General features: G+C 70.6%; 19 protein-coding genes. 12 read left to right on the top strand and 7 right to left on the bottom strand.

All coding sequences use genetic code 11. The features are described from left to right. Nucleotides 1-97: 97 nt before the first annotated feature. On the bottom strand, nt 98-682 hold the full coding sequence (locus ACZ7SW_RS08395; protein WP_470229930.1) for a TetR/AcrR family transcriptional regulator: 585 nt from the start codon (nt 680-682) through the stop codon (nt 98-100). A gap of 87 nt (nt 683-769) precedes the next feature. Between ACZ7SW_RS08395 and ACZ7SW_RS08390 the strand changes: the two genes are divergently transcribed. After that, nucleotides 770-1813: a ferrochelatase gene (locus ACZ7SW_RS08390; protein ID WP_470229929.1), complete on the top strand. Its 1044-nt coding sequence runs from the start codon at nt 770-772 to the stop codon at nt 1811-1813. A 329-nt stretch (nt 1814-2142) separates the two neighbouring features. On the opposite strand, the gene ACZ7SW_RS08385 is transcribed toward ACZ7SW_RS08390, so the two are convergent. Continuing rightward, on the bottom strand, nt 2143-2940 hold the full coding sequence (locus ACZ7SW_RS08385) for a hypothetical protein (protein WP_470229718.1): 798 nt from the start codon (nt 2938-2940) through the stop codon (nt 2143-2145). Between the two features lie 100 nt (nt 2941-3040). Between ACZ7SW_RS08385 and ACZ7SW_RS08380 the strand changes: the two genes are divergently transcribed. Both ACZ7SW_RS08380 and ACZ7SW_RS08375 read left to right on the top strand, forming a co-directional pair. Further along, nucleotides 3041-4438 carry an ATP-binding protein gene (locus tag ACZ7SW_RS08380; RefSeq protein ID WP_470229717.1) on the top strand — a complete coding sequence of 466 codons (1398 nt, stop codon included), beginning with the start codon at nt 3041-3043 and terminating at the stop codon, nt 4436-4438. Continuing rightward, nucleotides 4438-6396, top strand: coding sequence for a hypothetical protein (locus ACZ7SW_RS08375; RefSeq protein ID WP_470229716.1), 1959 nt, complete (start codon nt 4438-4440; stop codon nt 6394-6396). Before ACZ7SW_RS08380 ends, ACZ7SW_RS08375 begins: the two co-directional genes overlap by 1 nt. Nucleotides 6397-6684: 288 nt before the next feature. Here the strand turns inward: ACZ7SW_RS08375 and ACZ7SW_RS08370 are convergent, their stop codons facing one another. Next, nucleotides 6685-7998 (bottom strand): cytochrome P450, encoded by a 1314-nt coding sequence (locus tag ACZ7SW_RS08370; RefSeq protein ID WP_470229928.1) that lies wholly within the window; start codon nt 7996-7998, stop codon nt 6685-6687. A gap of 116 nt (nt 7999-8114) precedes the next feature. On the opposite strand from ACZ7SW_RS08370, the gene ACZ7SW_RS08365 reads away from it, so the two are divergent. After that, a complete protein-coding gene (locus ACZ7SW_RS08365; RefSeq protein ID WP_470229715.1) occupies nt 8115-8879 on the top strand; it encodes a MerR family transcriptional regulator in 765 nt (254 codons plus the stop codon). Nucleotides 8880-8960: 81 nt separating this feature from the next. After that, on the top strand, nt 8961-10199 hold the full coding sequence (gene mshC / locus ACZ7SW_RS08360) for a cysteine--1-D-myo-inosityl 2-amino-2-deoxy-alpha-D-glucopyranoside ligase (protein WP_470229714.1): 1239 nt from the start codon (nt 8961-8963) through the stop codon (nt 10197-10199). Between the two features lie 75 nt (nt 10200-10274). On the opposite strand, the gene ACZ7SW_RS08355 is transcribed toward mshC, so the two are convergent. Both ACZ7SW_RS08355 and ACZ7SW_RS08350 read right to left on the bottom strand, forming a co-directional pair. Further along, entirely contained in the window at nt 10275-11900 is a 1626-nt protein-coding gene (locus ACZ7SW_RS08355; RefSeq protein ID WP_470229713.1) for an ABC-F family ATP-binding cassette domain-containing protein, read from the bottom strand. Between the two features lie 191 nt (nt 11901-12091). Further along, nucleotides 12092-12649 carry an ArsR/SmtB family transcription factor gene (locus ACZ7SW_RS08350; protein WP_470229712.1) on the bottom strand — a complete coding sequence of 186 codons (558 nt, stop codon included), beginning with the start codon at nt 12647-12649 and terminating at the stop codon, nt 12092-12094. A 66-nt stretch (nt 12650-12715) separates the two neighbouring features. Here ACZ7SW_RS08350 and ACZ7SW_RS08345 point away from each other — a divergent pair, with 66 nt between their 5' ends. The 4 genes from ACZ7SW_RS08345 (at nt 12716) to ACZ7SW_RS08330 (ending at nt 16015) form a co-directional block, all read left to right on the top strand. Next, nucleotides 12716-13285 carry a dienelactone hydrolase family protein gene (locus ACZ7SW_RS08345; protein ID WP_470229711.1) on the top strand — a complete coding sequence of 190 codons (570 nt, stop codon included), beginning with the start codon at nt 12716-12718 and terminating at the stop codon, nt 13283-13285. Nucleotides 13286-13371: 86 nt separating this feature from the next. Continuing rightward, a complete protein-coding gene (locus tag ACZ7SW_RS08340) occupies nt 13372-13968 on the top strand; it encodes an ArsR/SmtB family transcription factor (RefSeq protein WP_470229710.1) in 597 nt (198 codons plus the stop codon). Then, nucleotides 13965-15221, top strand: a complete 1257-nt coding sequence (locus ACZ7SW_RS08335) for an MFS transporter (RefSeq protein ID WP_470229709.1) — start codon at nt 13965-13967, stop codon at nt 15219-15221. Before ACZ7SW_RS08340 ends, ACZ7SW_RS08335 begins: the two co-directional genes overlap by 4 nt. Then, on the top strand, nt 15185-16015 hold the full coding sequence (locus ACZ7SW_RS08330; RefSeq protein WP_470229708.1) for a metallophosphoesterase family protein: 831 nt from the start codon (nt 15185-15187) through the stop codon (nt 16013-16015). Before ACZ7SW_RS08335 ends, ACZ7SW_RS08330 begins: the two co-directional genes overlap by 37 nt. A gap of 53 nt (nt 16016-16068) precedes the next feature. Here ACZ7SW_RS08330 and ACZ7SW_RS08325 read toward each other — a convergent pair whose 3' ends face one another. Both ACZ7SW_RS08325 and ACZ7SW_RS08320 read right to left on the bottom strand, forming a co-directional pair. Further along, nucleotides 16069-16338: a hypothetical protein gene (locus tag ACZ7SW_RS08325; RefSeq protein ID WP_470229707.1), complete on the bottom strand. Its 270-nt coding sequence runs from the start codon at nt 16336-16338 to the stop codon at nt 16069-16071. Nucleotides 16339-16543: 205 nt separating this feature from the next. After that, complete coding sequence (locus ACZ7SW_RS08320) at nt 16544-17455, bottom strand: PAC2 family protein (protein ID WP_470229706.1); 912 nt, start codon at nt 17453-17455, stop codon at nt 16544-16546. Between the two features lie 151 nt (nt 17456-17606). On the opposite strand from ACZ7SW_RS08320, the gene ACZ7SW_RS08315 reads away from it, so the two are divergent. The 3 genes from ACZ7SW_RS08315 (at nt 17607) to hisG (ending at nt 19502) form a co-directional block, all read left to right on the top strand. Further along, on the top strand, nt 17607-18293 hold the full coding sequence (locus ACZ7SW_RS08315; RefSeq protein ID WP_470229705.1) for an HAD family hydrolase: 687 nt from the start codon (nt 17607-17609) through the stop codon (nt 18291-18293). A 64-nt stretch (nt 18294-18357) separates the two neighbouring features. Further along, nucleotides 18358-18621, top strand: coding sequence for a phosphoribosyl-ATP diphosphatase (locus ACZ7SW_RS08310; protein WP_027927607.1), 264 nt, complete (start codon nt 18358-18360; stop codon nt 18619-18621). Nucleotides 18622-18656: 35 nt separating this feature from the next. Continuing rightward, nucleotides 18657-19502 carry an ATP phosphoribosyltransferase gene (hisG, locus tag ACZ7SW_RS08305; protein ID WP_470229704.1) on the top strand — a complete coding sequence of 282 codons (846 nt, stop codon included), beginning with the start codon at nt 18657-18659 and terminating at the stop codon, nt 19500-19502. The last annotated feature ends 23 nt before the right edge of the window (nt 19503-19525 follow it).

Here is a 19525-nt window from a genome sequence, read left to right as displayed (position 1 = left end):
GGGAACCCTGACGGAATCAGAGTCCCTCAGGGTTCCCCTCACGGACCAGTCAGCGGGTGGGGCGGCGGATTGGTGGTGCGAGGGCGATTTTTCGGCGTCAGCGGCGGGCGACTGCGCTCGCCGCGATCTCGGCTACCGACGTCAGTGCGTTGTGTTCGGCTCCGCGTCGCGACATTGTTCGGATTCCGGAAATGGTGGCGTGGATGAAGGTTGCGATGTCGGTGGCGTCGCGGTCGCGGGTGACGCTGCCGTCCGCTTGTCCGGTGCGGGCGAAGTGCGTCAATGCCGACAGGTGGGCTTCGGTGTCGGCGTTCACTTGTGCGGCGACTTCTGGATCGGTGGTACCGAATTCGGCGATGGCGTTCACCATCAGGCAGCCGCGTCTGCCGTTTTCTAGTTCGTCGTCGATTGTCGAGGCCAGGAGCAGGCGAATGGCGCCGAGGCCGTCGGGGGCGCTGTCCAGCAGGGTTTCCCGTAGGCGGATGCCGCGGTGCGAGTAGTGGTCGAGCACGCGTCGGAACAGTTCGTGTTTGCTGGAGAACGTGTTGTAGATACTGCTGCGCCCCAGTCCGGTGGCGGCGCACAGTTCCTCGGTCGACGTCGACTCGTATCCTCGCGCCCAGAAGGCGTTCATCGCGCCTTCGAGCGCTTCGGTCTCGTCGAACTCGCGTGGCCTCGGCATGCTGACCACGCTAACACATTTTGGACAGAGCGATACACAACCGGGCCGCCGAGGCGTGTGGAGCGCCACAGGGGCAGGATGAGCACCGTGGGTTACGACGCGTTGCTATGGCTTTCGTTCGGCGGTCCGGAGGGGCCCGACGAGGTGATGCCGTTCCTGGAGAACGTCACCCGGGGCCGGGGCGTGCCTCGTGAGCGGTTGCTCGAGGTGGCCGAGCACTACCAGCATTTCGGCGGGGTCTCGCCGATCAACCGGCTCAACCGCGCCGCGATCGCTGCGGTCGAGAAGCAGCTGGCGGCCGAGAACATCGAACTCCCGGTGCACTTCGGCAACCGCAACTGGGCGCCGATGGTCGAAGACACGCTGGCCGGGATGAAGGACGCGGGTGTCCGCCGCGCCCTGGTGTTCCCGACGAGCGCGTACGGCGGCTACTCCGCGTGCCGCCAGTACGACGAGGACATCGAACGGGCCCGCACCGCAGTCGGCGACGACGCGCCGGAATTGGTCAAGCTGCGCCAATTCTTCGACCACCCGCTGTTCATCGCCACGATCGCCGACGCGGTCCGCGCAGCCCACGCGAAACTCGGCGACCGCCCCGGCACGCGCACGGTCTTCACCGCCCACTCGATCCCGGAAAGCGCCGACCTGGCCTCCGGCCCACCGTCGGAAGGCGGCCGCCGCTACTCGAGCCAGATCGCCGAAGCCGCCCGTCTCGTGGCCGCCGAAGCCGGAATCGCCGAGTACGACGTCGTCTGGCAGTCGCGCTCCGGCCCGCCCCAGATCCCGTGGCTGGAACCGGACATCGTCGACCACATCGACGCACTGCACGCCCAGGGCGTGGACTCGGTAGTGGTCAGCCCGATCGGCTTCGTCGCGGACCACCTGGAAGTAATCTGGGACCTGGACAACGAAGCCGCAGACCGAGCCGCCGAACACGGCATGGCCTTCGCCCGCGCCGCGACGCCGGACGCGGACCCGAGGTTCGCCGAAATGGTGGTCGAACTGGTCCGCGAACACCTGGCCGACGCCCCCGCAAGGAAACTCTCGCCTTTCCCCACGGCCGGTTGCACCGTCAACGGCGCCCCCTGCGCAGTCTCCTGCTGCGAACCAATCCGCCGCCCCACCCGCTGACTGGTCCGTGAGGGGAACCCTGAGGGACCCTGATTCCGTCAGGGTTCCCCTCACGGCCCGCACCCGGTCGCCCGCCCCTCCGCCGCGTCGGGGCGCTAGCCCCGACGCCGAACCGCCGCCACTGCACCCGACTGTCGACGCACCCACACCACCCCCGCACCCCGATACGAAGCCGCCCTGCGGTTTGAGGGTGCTTGTCAAGGCATCTTTCCCGCCTTGACAAGCACCCTCAAACCGTCAGCACAATCAAGCTTCGGGGTGCCCCACGCACGCAACGGGGCGCAATGTCGCCGCCAGGCGACGAGCCCACACGCACCCCCCCAGACCCATCAAGCCTGCCGATCCCCCTGCTCAGCAAACACCCGCACCGCCTCATTAACCGACGCGGTCCGAGCCCCCCGAACCGCCTCCGCCAACGGCCGCAGCGCCTCCGCCCGCCGATTCACCGCCGAAGCCGACAACGCCCCACCCGGATCATCCGCCTGCGCAACAGCCAGAATCGCCGAAATCTCCTCCGCCCGCTGCAGCACCCGCAACGCCCGCCCCGGCGTCCCCGCAGGCCACTCGACCTGCGGCCGAGCCCGCAAATGCGCCGACAGCTCCGCCCGCACCCCAGGCCGGTCGCTGGCCACGTCCAACGCCTGCAACGCCCCCGCACTGGCCCGGATCGCGTCGGTCAACCCGTACTCGGCATCCGGCAACGGCTGATACTCCAACGAAACCGGCGCGGGAAGCGAATACACCGTCCACCGCATCAACCCCTCGGCGATCGGCTCCGGCACCAACCCGAACCCCAGCCCGCCCAAAACGACCGCTTCGCCGCAACGCAACGCCGCATCGGCGAACGGCCCCCCGCCGCCCAAGCCGCGCACGTCACCAGGCACTGGCAGTACAAGCTGGACACTCCCAGCGCCCTGCGCCCGCAACGCGAGCAGCAGTTGCACCGGAGTGGCTGCCCGATGAAACGCGAGCGGAAGGTCGAACGCGTCAGCCGCGGCGGGATCCGCCGCGACCACGTCGTGGGCCTCGGCCCAGTCCTGCAAGGCGTCGAGGACGTCGTCGGACGCCGCGGCCCCGTTCAGCCACGCGGAGGACCAGACGGCGAGGGTCGCACTGGGTCGGCACACGACTGCTGATTTTACCGGTTCCTCCCGGCTACGCCGATCCCCGCCCGGCTGGAGCCGCTCCACGTCGACGGATGCCGGAACGGTCAGTAGCGTCGAAGGGGTGAACGCTGTTCCCGACGCTCTTCCCCGTACTGCCGGCGAGCTTCGCGCCGCCGGGTACGCCCCGCGCCCGATCGCGCGCGAGATCCACGACAACCTGCTCGCCGCGCTGCGCGAGGGCCGCGACGCCTGGCCCGGCATCGTCGGCTTCTCCCGCACCGTGCTGCCCCAGCTCGAACGCGCCCTGCTCGCCGGCCACGACGTCGTCCTGCTCGGCGAACGCGGCCAGGGCAAGACCCGCCTGCTGCGCACCCTGTCCGGCCTGCTCGACGAGTGGACCCCGGTCATCGAGGGTTCCGAGCTGGGCGAACACCCGCTCGACCCGATCACGCCCGGCTCGATCCGCCGCGCCGCCGAACTCGGCGACGACCTGCCGGTGGCCTGGCGGCACCGCAGCGAGCGCTACACCGAAAAGCTGGCCACGCCGGACACGAGCGTGGGCGACCTGATCGGCGACGTCGACCCGGTTAAGGTGGCCGAAGGCCGCAGCCTCGGCGACCCGGAGACCATCCACTTCGGACTCGTGCCGCGCGCGCACCGCGGCATCGTCGCGATCAACGAGCTGCCCGACCTCGCCGAGCGGATCCAGGTCGCGCTGCTGAACGTCATGGAGGAACGCGACATCCAGGTCCGCGGCTACACGCTGCGGCTGCCGCTGGACGTCCTCCTCGTCGCGACCGCCAACCCCGAGGACTACACCAACCGCGGCCGGATCATCACGCCGCTGAAGGACCGTTTCGGCGCGGAGATCCGCACGCACTACCCGCTGGACGTCGAGTCCGAGGTCGCCGTCGTGCGCCAGGAGGCGAACCTGGTCGCGGAGGTCGGCGAGCCGCTGCTGGAGGTGCTGGCCCGGTTCGTGCGCAACCTGCGCGAATCGCCGGTGATCGACCAGCGCTCGGGCGTGTCCGCCCGGTTCGCAGTGGCAGCGGCCGAGACCGTCGCGGCGGCCGCGCTGCGCCGGGCCGCGGTGACGGGGGAGGACCCGGCGGTCGCGCGGCCGGTCGACCTCGAAGCCGTGCCCGCCGTGCTGCGCGGCAAGGTCGAGTTCGAGCCCGGCGAGGAGGGCCGCGAGGTCGAGCACCTCGTGCACCTGATGCGCCGCGCGATCGCGGAAACCGCCCGCGAACGGTTCGCCGGGCTGGACTTGCGCCCGCTGTCCGACGCGGTCGCCGACGGCCACCTGGTCGCCACCGGCGAGCGCGTCCCCGGCGCGGAAGTGCTCGCGGCGCTGCCGGAACTGCCGGTGCTGCACGAGGTCGCCCAGCGGGCCGGAGTGTCCGCGGACGAGCCGGCGGGCCGGATCGCGGCGGCGGTCGAACTGGCCCTGGAGTCGCTGTTCCTCGCCCGCAGGCTGGCGAAGGACTCCGACGACGGCACGACGGTGTACGGCGAATAATGCCGCTGCTACCGGAGGGATACTCCTACGGCCCGTGGCACGACGGGCCGGATCCGCTGGCCCCGCCCGCGGACCTGCGGGACGCGCTGGACGAGATCGGCCGCGAGGTCATGGGCGGCTCGTCCCCGCGGTCGGCGCTGGAAGAACTCCTGCGCCGCGGCACCGAACGCACCGCTGGCCTTGACGAGCTGACCCGCCAGCTGTGGCAGCGCCGTTCGCAGATCCAGCGGCGGCACCGCCTGGACGGCACGCTCCAGGAAGTCCAGCAACTGCTGCAGGAAGCACTCCAAGCCGAGCGCCGGGAACTGTTCCCGGACCCCGACGACGAGGCCCGCTTCCGCGAAGCGCAACTGGACGCGTTGCCGCCCGGCGCCGCCGCGGCCGTCCGCGAGCTGAACGAGTACGACTGGCGCTCGGACGAAGCACGGCAGAAGTACGACCAGATCCGCGACCTCCTCGGCCGCGAACTGCTGGACGCGCGGTTCCAGGGCATGAAACAGGCGATGCGGGACGCCGGCCCCGAGGACGTCGAGCGGATCAACCAGATGCTCGGCGACCTCAACGCGCTGCTGTCCGCGCACGCCCAAGGCGCGAGCGACATCGGCGAACGGTTCGACGAGTTCATGCGGCGGCACGGCGAGTTCTTCCCGGAGAACCCGCGGAACGTCGACGAGCTGATCGACGTGCTGGCCGCCCGTTCCGCAGCCGCGCAGCGGATGCTGAACTCGATGTCCGAGGAACAACGCGCCGAGCTGGCCGAGCTGTCGCAGCAAGCCTTCGGCGACCCGAGGCTGGCGCAGCAACTGTCCGCTTTGGACTCCCAGCTGCGGGCTTTGCGGCCAGGGGAGGACTGGACGTCGTCCTCGCGCTTCCGCGGCCAAGATCCGCTCGGCCTGGGCGAAGGCGCGCAGGCGATGGCCGATCTGGCGGAACTGGACGCTCTGGCCGAACAACTGGGCCAGTCGTATCCCGGTGCCCGTTTGGAAGACATCGACCTGGAAGCGCTGGAACGCCAACTCGGTCCGGACGCGGGCGTCGACGCCCGCCGCCTGTCCGAACTGGAACGAGAACTGCGTCAGCAGGGACTCTTCGAACGCGCGGCGGACGGCACCTTGCGTTTGTCTCCCAAGGCATTGCGCCGCCTGGGCGAGACCGCACTGTCCGATGTGGTCAATTCGCTGCGCGGCAAAACCGGAGAGCGCGAGACCGAATCTGCGGGCGCGGCAGGCGAACCGACCGGTTCGAGCCGTCCCTGGCGGTTCGGTGACATGCAACCGTGGGACGTCCCGCGGACCGTGCGCAACGCCGTATTGCGTTCCACCGCGGTCGGCGCGGGGAGCGTCCGCCTCGATGTCGAGGACGTCGAGGTCATCGAGACCGAACATCGCTCGCGAGCCGCGGTGGCGCTGCTGGTCGACACGTCGTGGTCGATGGTCCAAGAAGGCCGCTGGCTGCCGATGAAGCGCACCGCGCTGGCCCTGCACCAGTTGATCAGCACCAGATTCCGCAACGACGCGCTGCAGCTGATCACCTTCGGCCGCTACGCGATGCCCGTGGAACTGCCCGAACTGGTCGGCCTGGAAGGCACCTGGGAGCAAGGCACCAACGCCCACCACGCACTCCTGCTGGCCGGACGGCACCTGAGCCGGCACCCGGACGCCCAGCCGGTGGTCCTCATGGTCACCGACGGCGAGCCCACCGCCCATCTGGAACCCGACGGCGAAGCGGAATTCTCGTACCCGCCGGAACCGGCGACCATCTACAAGACACTGTCCGAAGTGGACAGAATCGCCAAACTGGGCGCCTCCGTCACCGTCTTCCGCCTCGGCGACGACCCGCGGCTGGAAGCGTTCGTGGACACCATCGCCCGCCGCTCCGGCGGCCGGGTGATCGCTCCGGACCTGGACGGCCTGGGCGCGGCAGTAGTGGGGGACTACCTCCGCACGCGCCGCCGCTGACCGCTCGGACGAAGGTCCGTGAAGGGAACCCCGAGGGAATCAGATTCCCTCGGGGTTCCCTGGAGTCATGGGGTTGTTGCCACACCGCTGGTCCAAGTCGCTGACCGGGGGACCAGGGCGCGGAGATCGCCCACCACCGCACGATCGCCCTGGGCACCGGCCTGTCCCGGCACAACGCGACCGAACTCGCACGAGTCTCGGACGAAAGCGCCAGACCCTCGGCTGGCACACCCCAGCCGAGGCCCTCACGTCGCAACCACCACGTGAATCCGCCTTCCCCTCACGGGTTTACCGGCGGCGCACCATGATCCGCGCACCGTCGCCGGGCACGAGCGTGATGTGCCGGGTCTTGACCCGCTCCGGGCGGGGATCGGGCGCGCTGACCCGGTACCGCGCGAACAGCTCCCGCAGCACGATCGTCGCTTCCAGCAACGAGAATCCCGCCCCGAGACAGCGCCGCGCGCCGCCGCCGAACGGGAACCAGCTGCCGGTGGGCGGACCGCTGCCGAGGAACCGCGCCGGGTCGAACACCTCCGGCGACGGATGGTGCACCGGGTCCGCGTGGATCAGCGAAATCGACGGCAGCACCATGTGCCCGGCCGGGACCGTATACGGGCCGACCCGCATGTCCTTCGTGAGCTTCCGCGAAACCTCGGAGATGATCGGCCGCAGCCGCATCGCTTCCTTGGCCACCGCCTCCAGGTACTTCTCGTCGCCCTCGTCAGCGGCGCGGGTGGTTTCCGCGGCGGTGGCGGGATCCCGGGCGAGCTCGTGCAGCGCCCATGCCAGCGCGGTCGCGGTGGTCTCGTGTCCGGCCAGCAGCAACGTGATCAGCTGGTCGCGCAGTTCGAGGTCGCTGAGCCGATCGTCGCCGGGCACGGTCAGCAGCCGGGACAGCACGTCGGTCCGCTCCGCCAGATCCGGCGCCGTCCGCCGCTCGGCGATCTCCGCGTACAGCAGCTGGTCGACCCGCTCCTGCCGCTCCCGGTTCCGCCGCCACGGCCCGAACCTCTGCAGCGCCGGACTGTGCCACCCGAAAAGGTCCAGCGCGCTGATGTCGATGACCCGCTCCAGCGCCACCCGCAATTCCGCCAGCCGGGGCCCGTCGGTCACCCCGAAAACGACCCGCAGGATCACTTCCAGCGTCAGCGCCCGCATCCGGTCGTGCACCCGGAAGGCCCGGTCCCGCGGCCACCGTTCCAGCTCCGCGACCGTCAGCTCGGTGACCATGTCGCGATACCCGCGCATCGCCGCCCCGCCGAACGCGGGCATCAGCAGCTTCCGGGCCCGGCGGTGCTCCTCCTCGTCGGTGAGCAGCACCGAATGCGCGCCCAGCATCGGTTTCAGCACCATGTTCCCCTCGCCGGCGTGGAACGTCTCGACCGGACCGGCGAAGATCTCGCGGACCAGGTCGAGGTCCCCGACCAGCACGACCGACCGCTCCGGGTACAGCCGCAGCCGCACGACGTCTCCGTAGCGCCGTCGCAGCAGCGGCAGCAGGGAGTCGCGGAAAGCGCCGAAAAGGACGGTCTGGACCGCCATCGGCAGCCGGGGGCCGGGAGGGAGAGCGGAACGGGCGCGGATCGGCGTGCGCAGAGCCATGCTTCGTTCGTACTCGCGCCGGACCCTGGTGTCCACCAGACTTGACCCTCACGCGGCGTGAGGCGTGATCGTGGTTTCTCGCAAGGGCCGTTCGGCCGAAGAGGCAGGGGAGAGCGATGGACTACCGGGTGGGCGAGGTGGCGGCGCTGGCCGGCGTCACCGTGCGCACGCTGCACCATTACGACGAGATCGGGCTGCTGTCGCCGGGCGGGCGGACCGTGTCCGGCTACCGGCGCTACGACGAGGCCGATCTCGACCGGCTGCAGCGGATCCTGCTCTACCGGGAGCTCGGCTTTCCCCTGGAGACGATCGCGTCCCTGCTCGCGGAGCCGGAAGCCGACGCCGACGCGCACCTGAAACGGCAGCGCGAGCTGCTGGTGGCGAAGGCGGACCGGATCGCGCGCATGGTCGCCGGCGTCGATCGATTACTGGAGGCGAGAGCCATGGGCAACACGTTGACGCCCGAGGAGAAGTTCGAAGTGTTCGGCGGGTTCCAGCCGCCGGAGGGCTACGCGGAGGAAGCCGTGCGCCGATGGGGCGGCTGCGCGGAGTGGAAGCAGACCCAGCTGCCGGAGACCAAGGCGCAGTGGGCCGAGGCGGAGCGGCGGCGGAAGGACTGGGCGAGCAGGCTGGTCGCGCTCGTCGACAAGGGCGAGCCCGCGGACAGCCCGGCGGCCGGGCAGCTCGCCGAGGAGCACCGGGCGATGCTGGCCGCGGTGATGGGGGAGTGCGGGTACGCGATGCAGCAGAAGATCGCGGACCTGTACGCGGACGAGCCCGCGCAGCTGGAGTTCCTCGTCCGGGAGGACGAGCAGCGGCCCGGCATCGGGGCCTACGTGCGCGACGCCGTCCGGGCGAACGCCGCGCGGCAGTCGGCTTGACCGGTCCGGTGGGAGGGACGGCACCGCTGTCCCTCCCACCGGGTGGGAAAGCGGACGGACGTCACGCTTACAGTCGGAGGTATGCAGACTTGGTCATCCGTCGCCGTGCCCCGGCTGCCCGGCACGCCCCGCCCCCTCCGGCTTCACGACACCGCGACCGGGCAGGTCCGCCCGACGGCACCCGGCGCCGCTGCCCGGATGTACGTCTGCGGCATCACCCCCTATGACGCCACCCACCTCGGCCACGCCGCCACCTACCTCGCGTTCGACCTGGTCAACCGGGTGTGGCGGGACAACGGCCACGAGGTGCACTACGTCCAGAACGTCACCGACATCGACGAGCCGCTGCTGGAGCGCGCGCAGCGCGATTCGGACGACTGGATCGTGCTCGGCATGCGCGAGACGGCGCTGTTCCGCGAGGACATGGAGGCGCTGCGGGTGCTGCCGCCGCGCCAGTTCGTCGGCGCGGTCGAGGCGATCCCGGAGATCGTCGAGGTGATCGCGAAGCTGCTCGCCGACGGCAGCGCCTACCGCGCGGACGACGCCGAGTTCCCGGACGTCTACTTCGACCACAACGCGACCGGCCGGTTCGGCTACGAGTCGAACTACGACGCCGAGACCATGGCGAAGTTCTTCGCCGAGCGCGGCGGGGACCCGGACCGTCCCGGCAAGCGGCACCCGCTGGACGCGCTGCTGTGGCGCGTCGCGCGCGAGGGCGAGCCGTCGTGGGAGTCGGAGCTGGGCGCCGGACGGCCGGGCTGGCACATCGAATGCAGCGCGATCGCGGTGAACCGGCTCGGGCTCGGCTTCGACGTGCAGGGCGGCGGGTCCGACCTGATCTTCCCGCACCACGAGTACAGCGCGGCGCACGCCGAGGCGGTCGCCGCCGACCATCCGTTCGCCCGGCACTACGTGCACGCCGGGATGATCGGGCTCGACGGCGAGAAAATGTCGAAGTCCCGCGGCAACCTGGTCTTCGTGTCGCGGCTGCGCGCCGACGGCGTCGACCCGGCGGCGATCCGGCTCGCCCTGTTCGCCGGGCACTACCGCGAGGACCGGGCGTGGACCGGCCAGCTGCTGGTCGACGCGCAGGAGCGGCTGGCCCGCTGGCGCGAAGCGGTCGCGCTGCCGGCCGGACCCGACGCGGGGGACACCGTGGCGCGGCTGCGCGACCACCTCTCCGACGACCTGAACACGCCGAAGGCGCTCACCGCGATCGACGCCTGGGTCACCTCGGCGCTGCGCCGCGACGGCACCGACCAAGCGGCCCCGGGCTTGATCAAGGAGGCCGTGGACGCCTTGCTGGGCATCGTTCTCTGAGCCGTCCGAAGCTGGACAGCGGGCCGAGCCACCATCGGCTCGGCCCGCTGTCACGGCACTTAACTGTATAACGACCTATACATCCTGGCGTTGGCCATCCGCCAGCGCCAAGTGGTCGCCTTCCCAGCGGCGGCGCAACCACCGATCATGCGAAGCGAGGACGACCGCGCCCGGCGCGCTGTCGAGCGCTTCGGACAGTTCCTCGGCCAGGCTGAGTGACAGGTGGTTGGTCGGCTCGTCCAGCAACAGCACGTCCGGCGGCTCCGCGAGCAGCACGGCCAGCGCCAACCGGCGACGCTGACCCACTGACAGCTCGCCGACCGGACGGTCGTGCTCCCTCGGCGGCAGCAACCCGAGCGTGGACAACGAAGGCGCCGCGTCGCCGGCTGCGGCGTGGTACACCTCCTGCGCGGTCCGCTTCGGCCGAGCGAACGTGACGTCCTGCTCCAGCAACCCCACTCGCACGCCGGGTCCGAAGCGGACAGTCCCGGCCGACGGTGTGAGCTGACCGGCCAGCACCGAGAGCAGTGTGGATTTGCCCGCCCCGTTGCCGCCGGTCACGAGGAGCCGCGCGCTGCGGTCCACGTCCAGCTCGTCCAGCTTCACCCGGCCCGGAACCGCGATGCCGCGCAACGACACCGCCGGGCCTTCGCCGCCGGTGTCCGCGGTTAGGGTGGCCCGAAACCGAAGCGGCGCAGGCGGTTTGCGGACTTGCTCGCGCTCCAGTGTGTCCAGCTTGAGCTGTGCGTTGCGGACCCGACGGGAAATCTGCTTCTGCACGCGGCCGGTCTTGAAGTCGTAGAGCATCTTCGCGTTGTCGCGCGGCGCGCGGTTGTGTGCGACGCGACGCGCGGTGCCGTGCACGGATTCCCGCAGCTGCTTGAGTTCCTCCTGTTCTTCGGTGAACCGCTGCTCCCACCGTGCTCGTTCGGCTTTTTTCTGGCCGAGATAGTCGGTGTAGCTGCCGCCGTAGCGCGTCGCGCCGCCGACGCGGCGGTCCGCCGGAACCGGATCCAGGTCCACGATGTCCGTGCAGACCGCGTCGAGGAACACGCGATCGTGCGAGGACAGCACGACGACGCCGGTCAGCTCCGCGAGATGGCGCTCGAGGAATTCCATCGCGTTGTCGTCGAGGTGGTTGGTCGGCTCGTCGAGCAGCAGGATGCGCGGCCGCCGCACCAGCAGCGCGGCGAGCCCGAGCCGCGACCGCTGCCCGCCCGACAGCGTGTGCAGCCGCCGGTCGTGCTTGATGTCGCCGAGCCCGAGACCGGTGAGGACGAGGTCCGCGCGCCGGTCCGCGTCCCACAGGTCGTGTGCCTGCGCCCATTCCAGGACGTGGCCGTATTCGCTGAGCACGTCCGGGTCGTCGGGGCGTTCGGCGAGCACGGCGGCCAGCTTGTCGAGCGTCGCCGCGGCGGTGCGGATCTCGGCGAGTGCCTCGTCGAGAACGTCGGAAACCGTCGCGGTGCCGGCGAACGGCAGCTCCTGGAAGAGAAAGCCGAGGTCGCCGTGCCGCACGACGTCGCCGGCGCGCGGGACTTCAAGCCCGGCGAGCAGCCGGAGCAAGGTGGATTTCCCGACCCCGTTCTCGCCGACGAGACCGATCCGCCTCCCGGGCGACGCGACGAGCGAGACGCCGTTGAGGACGGTGCGGGCGCCGTAGCCGAAGACGAGGTCGGAGGCGTGCAGGACAGTAGACATGAGTGGGCACCGGGCCTTTGCGGTGGAAGCGAAATCCCCGACGGGCAACGCGCGGCGTCCCGGGAGCAGGGCTCGACCGGGAGCGGCCTCGATGCGGGGAGGGCTCGGTTCAGCTGTCCATGATGGCCGGGAGCGTAACGCGGGGGTGGCGGGGGAGCGCAAACGGTTTTTCGGGCGGCCGTTCCCGCCGGTCAGGGTGCTCGCGGCGGCAAGGCCGGATGGTCGGTGGGGTAGATGCCGACGGCGAAGCCGTAGGTGGTGTCTCCGGACCGGGGCAGCCGGTCGAACTCTTCGACGAGCTCGGCCATCCGGTCCCAGAACCGCGAGGCCTGGTCTGCGGAGATGCGTGCCTTCCGGATGAAACCCCGCAGCTTTCCCGCCTCGAACGCCGCGGCGGATTCGCGTGCCGCGACCTCGAAGTCGTTGAAATCCCTCGCGTTCCCCATGGCCGGTCCCGGCTCGACGAAGAACATGCGTGCGGTGCGGCCGTAGAACCGTTCCTCGACGGCGCGGACCCGGCGCGTGCGAACGACCTTGAGCAGGCCGTTGACCGCGAGCACGTGCACGTGATGCGCGACCGTGCTTTTGGGGCGCCGCACCGCGGCCGCGAGTTCGCTCACGGTCGCCGATCGCTCGTGCAGCAACTGCAGGATCGAGGTGCGCAACGGGTGTCCGATCGCCTTGACCTGCGCGGGTTCGGTCAATGCCAGCCGATCGGCGAGTTCGTAGTCGGGCGGGTTGTTCGCCATGGCTGAACAGACTAGCGTTGCCGAACGTTCCACATAACTGGTTCGTTTGCTGAGGGGATTTCAGGCATGGCCGAGATCGTGCTGTACCACCACATCCAGGGCTTGACCGACGGCGTGCGCGGCTTCGCCGAAGAACTGCGCCAGGACGGGCACACCGTGCACACTCCCGATCTGTTCGGGGGCCGGACGTTCGCCAGCATCGAAGACGGCTTCGCCTTCGCCCGCGAGGCTGGACTCGAGCAGGTGCGGGAACGCGGGATCGCCGAGGCGGAGGCGCTGGGGCAGGAACTCGTGTACGCCGGGTTCTCCTTCGGCGTCACCGTCGCACAGCGCCTCGCGCAGACCCGGCCGGGAGCGCGCGGCGCGCTGTTCTTCGACTCCTGCCTGCCGGTCAAGGAGTTCGGAACGACGTGGCCGGAGGGGGTTCCGGTGCAGATCCACGGCAAGGAGAACGACGAGTTCTTCGAGGAGGACCTGCCGTCCGCCCGCGAACTCGTCAGCTCCGCCGCGAACGCGGAGTTGTTCGTCTATCCCGGCGACCAGCACCTCTTCGCCGACTCCTCGCTGGCCGCGTACGACCCGAAGGCTGCCGGAGTGCTCCTGGACCGCGTGCGCGCCTTCCTCGCCTCGCTGTAGCCGGGCGGCTTGACGCCCGGACCTCCGCCTGCAACTCTGAAAGAACAGTTTCGAAAGAAACCCTTCAGAGTTTGGACGGACGGCTCATGACGGAAGTGCCCCCGCAGTTGCCCCCGCGAAAGCGGATCGACGACGTCGAGCTGCTGCGCGCGCTCGCGCACCCGCTGCGCTCGGCGCTGGTGCACCACCTGATGGCGGTCGGCCCGTCGACTGCCAGCGAATGCGCCGACGCGGTCGGCTCGACGGCGTCGAACTGCAGCTGGCATCTGCGCAAGCTGGCGGAACACGGCCTCGTCGAGCGGGCCGAGGGCGGCGACGGACGGGAGCGGCCGTGGCGGGCCCGCCACGTCGGGCTGGTGCTCGGCCGCCCGGGCGGCGATCCGGCCCTCACCGCAGCGCAGCTCGCGGTCACCGGCACCGAATTGGCCGAGGAGCAGGAGCTGACCCAGCGGTATCTCGACACCGTCGAGCAGCTGGACGAGGACTGGCGCGAGACCGGCGGATTCTTCTCCTACGGGCTGAACGCGACGCCCGAAGAGGTCAACGCGCTGACCAAGGCGATCGACGACCTGATCCGGCCGTACGTCAGCACTATCCGCGAGGACGCCCCCGCCGACGCCCGCGCGGTCTTCCTCTCGATGCGTGCCTTCCGCCGGATCGGGCACGACGGGAAACCGGCATGAGACGGCTGCTGGCGGCACCGGGATTCGCCCGGCTCTGGGTCTCGGCGTTCTTCGGCGAGACCGCGGAGTGGATGCTGCAGGTCGCGCTGCCGGTGTACCTGTTCGTGCGCACCGGTTCGGCGGTCACGACCGCGTTGAGCATCGTCCTCGGGCTGTTGCCGGCGGTGCTGCTGAGCCCGGTCGCCGGGGTCGTCGCCGACCGATGGGACCGCCGGGTCGTGCTGGCCGTGGTGTGCGCCGGGCAGGCGCTCGTGGTGCTGCCGTTGCTGATCGGCGGCGAGCTGCCGGTCGCGGCGGTCTACGCGGTGATGGCGGGGCAAGCGGGACTGGCCTCGGTGTTCGAACCGGCGCGCAGTGCGCTGGTGCCGGAGTTGGTCGGGGTGGAGGACGTCACCTCGGCGAACGGGCTGATGAGCGTGAACGGCAGCGTCGCGCGGCTCGCGGGCGGCTGGGCCGGGGGAGCGCTGCTGGGGTGGGGCGGGCTGGATCGCGTGATCGTCGGCTACCTCGTCGCGCTCGCGGTGGCGGGGATGCTGCTCGCGTTCCCGTTCCGGCGGGTCACGGTGCGGAAGACCGCGCCCGAGCAGACGGATTGGCTCGCCGGGGTCCGCGATCTGGCGGGCAGGCGGCTCCGCCCGACGAGCGTGTCGGCGCTGCTGACCTCGCTCGCGCAGGGCATGTTCCTGGTGCTGTTCGTGGTGTTCGTGCTCGACCTCCTCCGCGGCAGCGAGGCCGACGCCGGGCTGTTGCGCGGGGTGCAGGCGATCGGCGGGCTGGCGGCCGGGTTCGCGGTGGCGACGCTGGCGCGCCGGGTCGCGCCGGTCCTGTTGCAGGGCTGGGGACTGGTCGCCGCGGGGCTGATGTCGCTGGCGATCTGGAACCTGCCGGGCGCGACGACGGTGCTCGGGGTGTACGTCGGGCTGTTCATGGCCGTCGGCGCGCCCGCCGTGGTGGCCGGTGCCGGGCTGCTCTCGCACGTGCAGGCGGAGACCGGCCCGGACCGGGCCGGGCGGGTGCTGAGCACGGTGTACGCGCTGATGGCCGCGGGCACGGCGGCCGGTTCGCTGCTGGCCGGCGCGCTCGTCGCGGTGACCGGTCCGACAGTGCTGCTGAACGTGCAGGCAGGCCTCCACGTGAGCGCCGGCCTGGTCGTTCTGGGGTGGGGGAATGGGCGGTTCCGGCGCTCCCGGGCGCGGAAAGTCGTTACGGTGGACAAGTGCCGTCTCTCTTCGCCACCAGCGACCTCCACGTGACCCACGAGGGCAACGGCCCGATCGTCGACGAGGTCGTGCCCGACGATCCCGGCGACTGGCTGCTCGTCGCCGGGGACGTCGCCGAGTCCGCCAAGGTCATCCGGGAGACGCTCGCGAGGCTGCGCGAGCGGTTCGCGAAGGTCGTGTGGGTCCCGGGCAACCACGAGCTGTGGACCACGCCGAACGACGAATGCCAGCTGCGCGGGCAGGCCCGCTACGAGTTCCTGGTCGAGCAGTGCCGCGAGATCGGCGTGCTCACCCCCGAGGACGAGTTCCCGGTGTGGGACTTCGGACCGGAGCCGCTGACGATCGCGCCGCTTTTCGTGTTCTACGACTACAGCTGGCGCACCCCGGCGACCGAGGGCAAGACCCGCGAAGAAGCGCTCGCGCACGCCCGCGAAATCGGCGTCGTGTGCACCGACGAGTACTACCTGCACCCGGATCCGTACGAATCGCGCGCGGCCTGGTGCGAGCAACGGCTCAAGGTCAGCCGCGACCGGCTGGACGCGATCCCGGCGGACCGCCGCACGATCCTGATGTCGCACTGGCCGCTGCACCGGCACCCGACGAACCCGTTGTACTACCCCGATTTCGCGCTCTGGTGCGGCACCACGCAGACCGAGGACTGGCACCTGCGCTACCGCGCCGAGCTGGCCGTGTACGGGCATCTGCACATCCCGCGCACGACGTCCGCGGACGGGGTGCGGTTCGAAGAAGTGTCGCTCGGCTATCCGCGGGAGTGGCGGAAGCGGGCCCGGGGCGCGGTTCCGGTGCGGAAGCTGCTCACCGCCTGAGCACAGCGGGACGCGATCGGCGCGTTCGCGTCCCGGCTGTGCTCGGGCGCGGGTCAGTCGAACGAGAGACGGCAGGCCGTCGCCGCGACCTGTGCCGGAACGTAGTCGCGGCGGAGGATCCAGTAGCAGTCCTCGAACGTGCTGGCGTCGCACGCGTCGTGCGCGAGCCAGGGCTCGACGTCGTACTCGCCCACCGCGTAGTCCATGCAGGCGCCCAAATCATTCGACGTCACCGGCGAAACCGGTGCCGCCGACGCTGTCGCCGCCGACGCGGTGATCGCGCCCGCCGCGAGCACTGCCGCCGCTAAAGCCTTGCCGAACATTCTCGTACCTCCTGGTCCGCGCGACGTCGCTCGCGCCAGGCCAGTCAACGAGACGTGCTCGGGCAGGCACCAGAGCAGCGCGGCGTGATCAGTCAACGGCGCAGGCGCCGTCATCCCGCCGGGCGGCTCAGTTCACTGTTCGTAGACCGGGAACTACTGTGCGTTCGCTCTCTCGTGGGCGGGATCGCACCCGCCCGCGAGCGGGTCAGCGGAGGCCGAACCCGCCGTCCTGCCCGGGCCGGCGCCGGCGCAGGTAGCGTTCGAACTCGGCGGCGATCTTGTCGCCCGAGACCTCTTCCATGGAGAAGTCGGTCTCGGCGTCGCCGCGTTCCTCGAGGCCGCGCACGTACTCGCTGATTTCCTCGTCCTCGTCGGCCATCTCGCTGACCGTCTGCTGCCATTCCTCGGCCTGCTCCGGCAGCGCGCCGAGCGGGATCTCGACGTCGAGGACGTCCTCCAGCTTGTGCAGCAGCGCCAGCGTGGCCTTCGGCGACGGCGGGTGCGAGACGTAGTGCGGCACCGCGGCCCAGATCGACACCGCCGGGATGCCGGCCTGTACGCAGTAGTCCTGCAGGATGCCGACGATCCCGGTCGGGCCCTGGTAGTTGCTCACCTCGAGCCGGTACTTGCTCGCGGTGTCCTTGTCGTAGGCCGTCCCGGTCACCGGGACCGGACGGGTGTGCGCGGTGTCGGCCAGCAGGGCGCCGAGCGCCACCACCATCGACACGTCGAGTTCCTGGACGTGCTCCACGATCTCCGCGCAGAACTTCCGCCAGCGCATGTTCGGCTCCGGGCCCTGCACCAGCACGAGGTCGCGGTCGAAGCCCTCGGGACGGCACACCGACAGCCGCGTGGTCGGCCATTCGACCCGCCGGGTGATGCCGTCGACCATCTTCACCGTGGGGCGGCTGACCTGGAAGTCGTAGTAGTCGTCCGGCTCGAGCTCGGCCAGCGGTGTCGCGTCCCAGGTGAGCTGGAGGTGCTCGATCGCCTGACTGGCCGCGTCGCCGGCATCATTCCAGCCCTCGAAGGCCAAAATCATGATCGGGCGTTGGGCATCGGCGCGGTCCTGCTCCGGGTCGCCGGGCCGCGGGGTGTCGTCGACAGGCTCACTCACCTGACCAGCCTACGGCCTCCGGCACCTACGCTGCGCAGCGTGTCCGCCCCCGCGTGTCACGGAGCGGGTGTGGCCCCGCTCACGGCGGCCCGCGTGGGACGCTGGAGGGGAGCGCGCCCGGCCGGAGCGGCGCACCGGGCAAGGAGAAACTGTGACTGCACCGTCCTCTTCGGACGGACTGGCGGCTGTCCTCTGGGACATGGACGGCACCCTCGTCGATTCCGAGAAACTGTGGGACGTCGCGCTGTACGAGGCCGCCGAGGCGCTCGGCGGCACGCTTTCGGAGGAAATCCGGATGACGCTCGTGGGGTCCAACATGGACGCCACCGCCACCGTGCTGCTCGAGCAGACCGGCCGCCCGGTCACTCCGGAGGCGGTCGCGGAAACGGGGGAGTGGATCCGCCGCCGCACCGCCGGGCTGTTCGACGACGCGCTGCCGTGGCGTCCGGGCGCGCGCGAGGCGCTGGCCGCGGTCCGCGCGGCCGGGCTCAAGTCCGCGCTGGTCACCTCCACCGAACGGGCGCTGACCGAACTCGCGCTCGACACGATCGGGCGGGACTTCTTCGACGTCACGGTCTGCGGGGACGAGGTCGACGGCCAGAACAAGCCCCTCCCGCGGCCGTACCTGAAGGCCGCCGAACTGCTCGGCGTGGCACCGGAGCGGTGCGTCGCGGTCGAGGATTCGCCGCCGGGCGCGGAATCGGCCGAAAGCGCTGGCTGCACGGTGCTCGTCGTGCCCAACGACGTGGCCGTCCCGGACGGTCCGCGCCGGGTCTTCCGCACGTCGCTGGCCGGCGTCGGCGTGCCCGAACTGGCCGCGCTGCTGCCGTCGCTGTGACCTCGGCGGCATCCGGGTCACCCGGAACGGCGCGGACGAGCGCGGGATGAAAGGATCCGGCCTCGTGAAGACCTTCGATGAGCTGTTCGCGGAGCTTGCCGAGCGCGCGCGTACCCGTCCCGACGGGTCCGGCACCGTCGCCGCACTGGACGCCGGGGTGCACGCACAGGGCAAGAAGGTGCTCGAAGAGGCGGGCGAGGTGTGGATCGCCGCCGAGCACGAGTCCGACGACCGGCTGTCGGAGGAGATCTCGCAACTGCTGTACCGGGTGCAGGTGCTCATGCTCGGCCGGGGAATCTCGACCGAGGACGTGTACCGCTACCTGTGACGCGCTCGCGCACCGGAGACCGAGGAGAAGAGCGAATGCTGCGTGTTGCCGTGCCGAACAAGGGAGCCCTCGCCGCCGCGTCGGCGGAGATGCTTTCCGAGGCGGGCTACCGCAAGCGACATGACGGCAAGGACCTGACCGTCCTCGACCCGGTCAACGAGGTCGAGTTCTTCTTCCTCCGCCCCAAGGACATCGCCATCTACGTCGGTTCCGGCGACCTGGACCTGGGGATCACCGGACGCGACCTCGCGCTCGATTCGGGGGCGCCGGTCGACGAGGTGCTCGCGCTCGGCTTCGGGGCGTCGACGTTCCGGTACGCCGCACCCGCCGGCCGCGACTGGAAACCGGCTGATCTGCACGGGAAGCGGCTCGCCACTTCGTATCCGCGGCTGGTCCGCGACGACCTCGCCCGGCACGGGGTCGAGGCCGAGGTGATCCGCCTCGACGGGGCGGTCGAGATCTCGATCCAGCTCGGGGTCGCGGACGCGATCGCGGACGTGGTCGAGTCCGGAAGGTCGTTGCGGCAGCACAATCTGGTGGCGTTCGGGGAGCCGATCTGCGCGTCCGAGGCGGTGTTGCTGCAGCGGGCCGGGAGCGAGGGGTCGCGGGCTAAGTCGCAGCTGGCGGCTCGGTTGCAGGGTGTGGTGTTCGCGCAGCACTACATGATGCTGGATTATGACTGCCCGCGGGAGATTCTCGAGCGGGCCATTTCGATCACGCCGGGGCTGGAGTCGCCGACTGTGGCTCCGTTGGCGGACGAGAAGTGGGTCGCGGTGCGGGCGATGGTGCCGCGCAAGGAAGTCAACCGGATCATGGACGAGCTGGCGGAGACCGGGGCGAAGGCGGTGCTGGCGTCGGATATTCGGTCCTGCCGGTTGTAGTCGGGTATCGGTTCTGTTGGCTG

This window comes from Amycolatopsis sp. NPDC114484 (assembly GCF_055633755.1).
The sequence above is the reverse complement of the archived record's forward strand: the minus strand, read 5'-3'. Positions and strand labels throughout refer to the sequence as shown.

What these genes read in the sequence shown, in the direction of transcription:
- ACZ7SW_RS08355 (WP_470229713.1), bottom strand. Translation starts at nt 11,900, where the DNA reads ATGTCTACTGTCCTGCACGCCTCCGACCTCGTCTTCGGCTACGGCGCC.
- hisG (WP_470229704.1), top strand. Translation starts at nt 18,657, where the DNA reads ATGCTGCGTGTTGCCGTGCCGAACAAGGGAGCCCTCGCCGCCGCGTCG.
- mshC (WP_470229714.1), top strand. Translation starts at nt 8,961, where the DNA reads ATGCAGACTTGGTCATCCGTCGCCGTGCCCCGGCTGCCCGGCACGCCC.
- ACZ7SW_RS08375 (WP_470229716.1), top strand. Translation starts at nt 4,438, where the DNA reads ATGCCGCTGCTACCGGAGGGATACTCCTACGGCCCGTGGCACGACGGG.
- ACZ7SW_RS08325 (WP_470229707.1), bottom strand. Translation starts at nt 16,338, where the DNA reads ATGTTCGGCAAGGCTTTAGCGGCGGCAGTGCTCGCGGCGGGCGCGATC.
- ACZ7SW_RS08335 (WP_470229709.1), top strand. Translation starts at nt 13,965, where the DNA reads ATGAGACGGCTGCTGGCGGCACCGGGATTCGCCCGGCTCTGGGTCTCG.
- ACZ7SW_RS08395 (WP_470229930.1), bottom strand. Translation starts at nt 682, where the DNA reads ATGCCGAGGCCACGCGAGTTCGACGAGACCGAAGCGCTCGAAGGCGCG.
- ACZ7SW_RS08340 (WP_470229710.1), top strand. Translation starts at nt 13,372, where the DNA reads ATGACGGAAGTGCCCCCGCAGTTGCCCCCGCGAAAGCGGATCGACGAC.
- ACZ7SW_RS08370 (WP_470229928.1), bottom strand. Translation starts at nt 7,998, where the DNA reads ATGGCTCTGCGCACGCCGATCCGCGCCCGTTCCGCTCTCCCTCCCGGC.
- ACZ7SW_RS08365 (WP_470229715.1), top strand. Translation starts at nt 8,115, where the DNA reads ATGGACTACCGGGTGGGCGAGGTGGCGGCGCTGGCCGGCGTCACCGTG.
- ACZ7SW_RS08345 (WP_470229711.1), top strand. Translation starts at nt 12,716, where the DNA reads ATGGCCGAGATCGTGCTGTACCACCACATCCAGGGCTTGACCGACGGC.
- ACZ7SW_RS08350 (WP_470229712.1), bottom strand. Translation starts at nt 12,649, where the DNA reads ATGGCGAACAACCCGCCCGACTACGAACTCGCCGATCGGCTGGCATTG.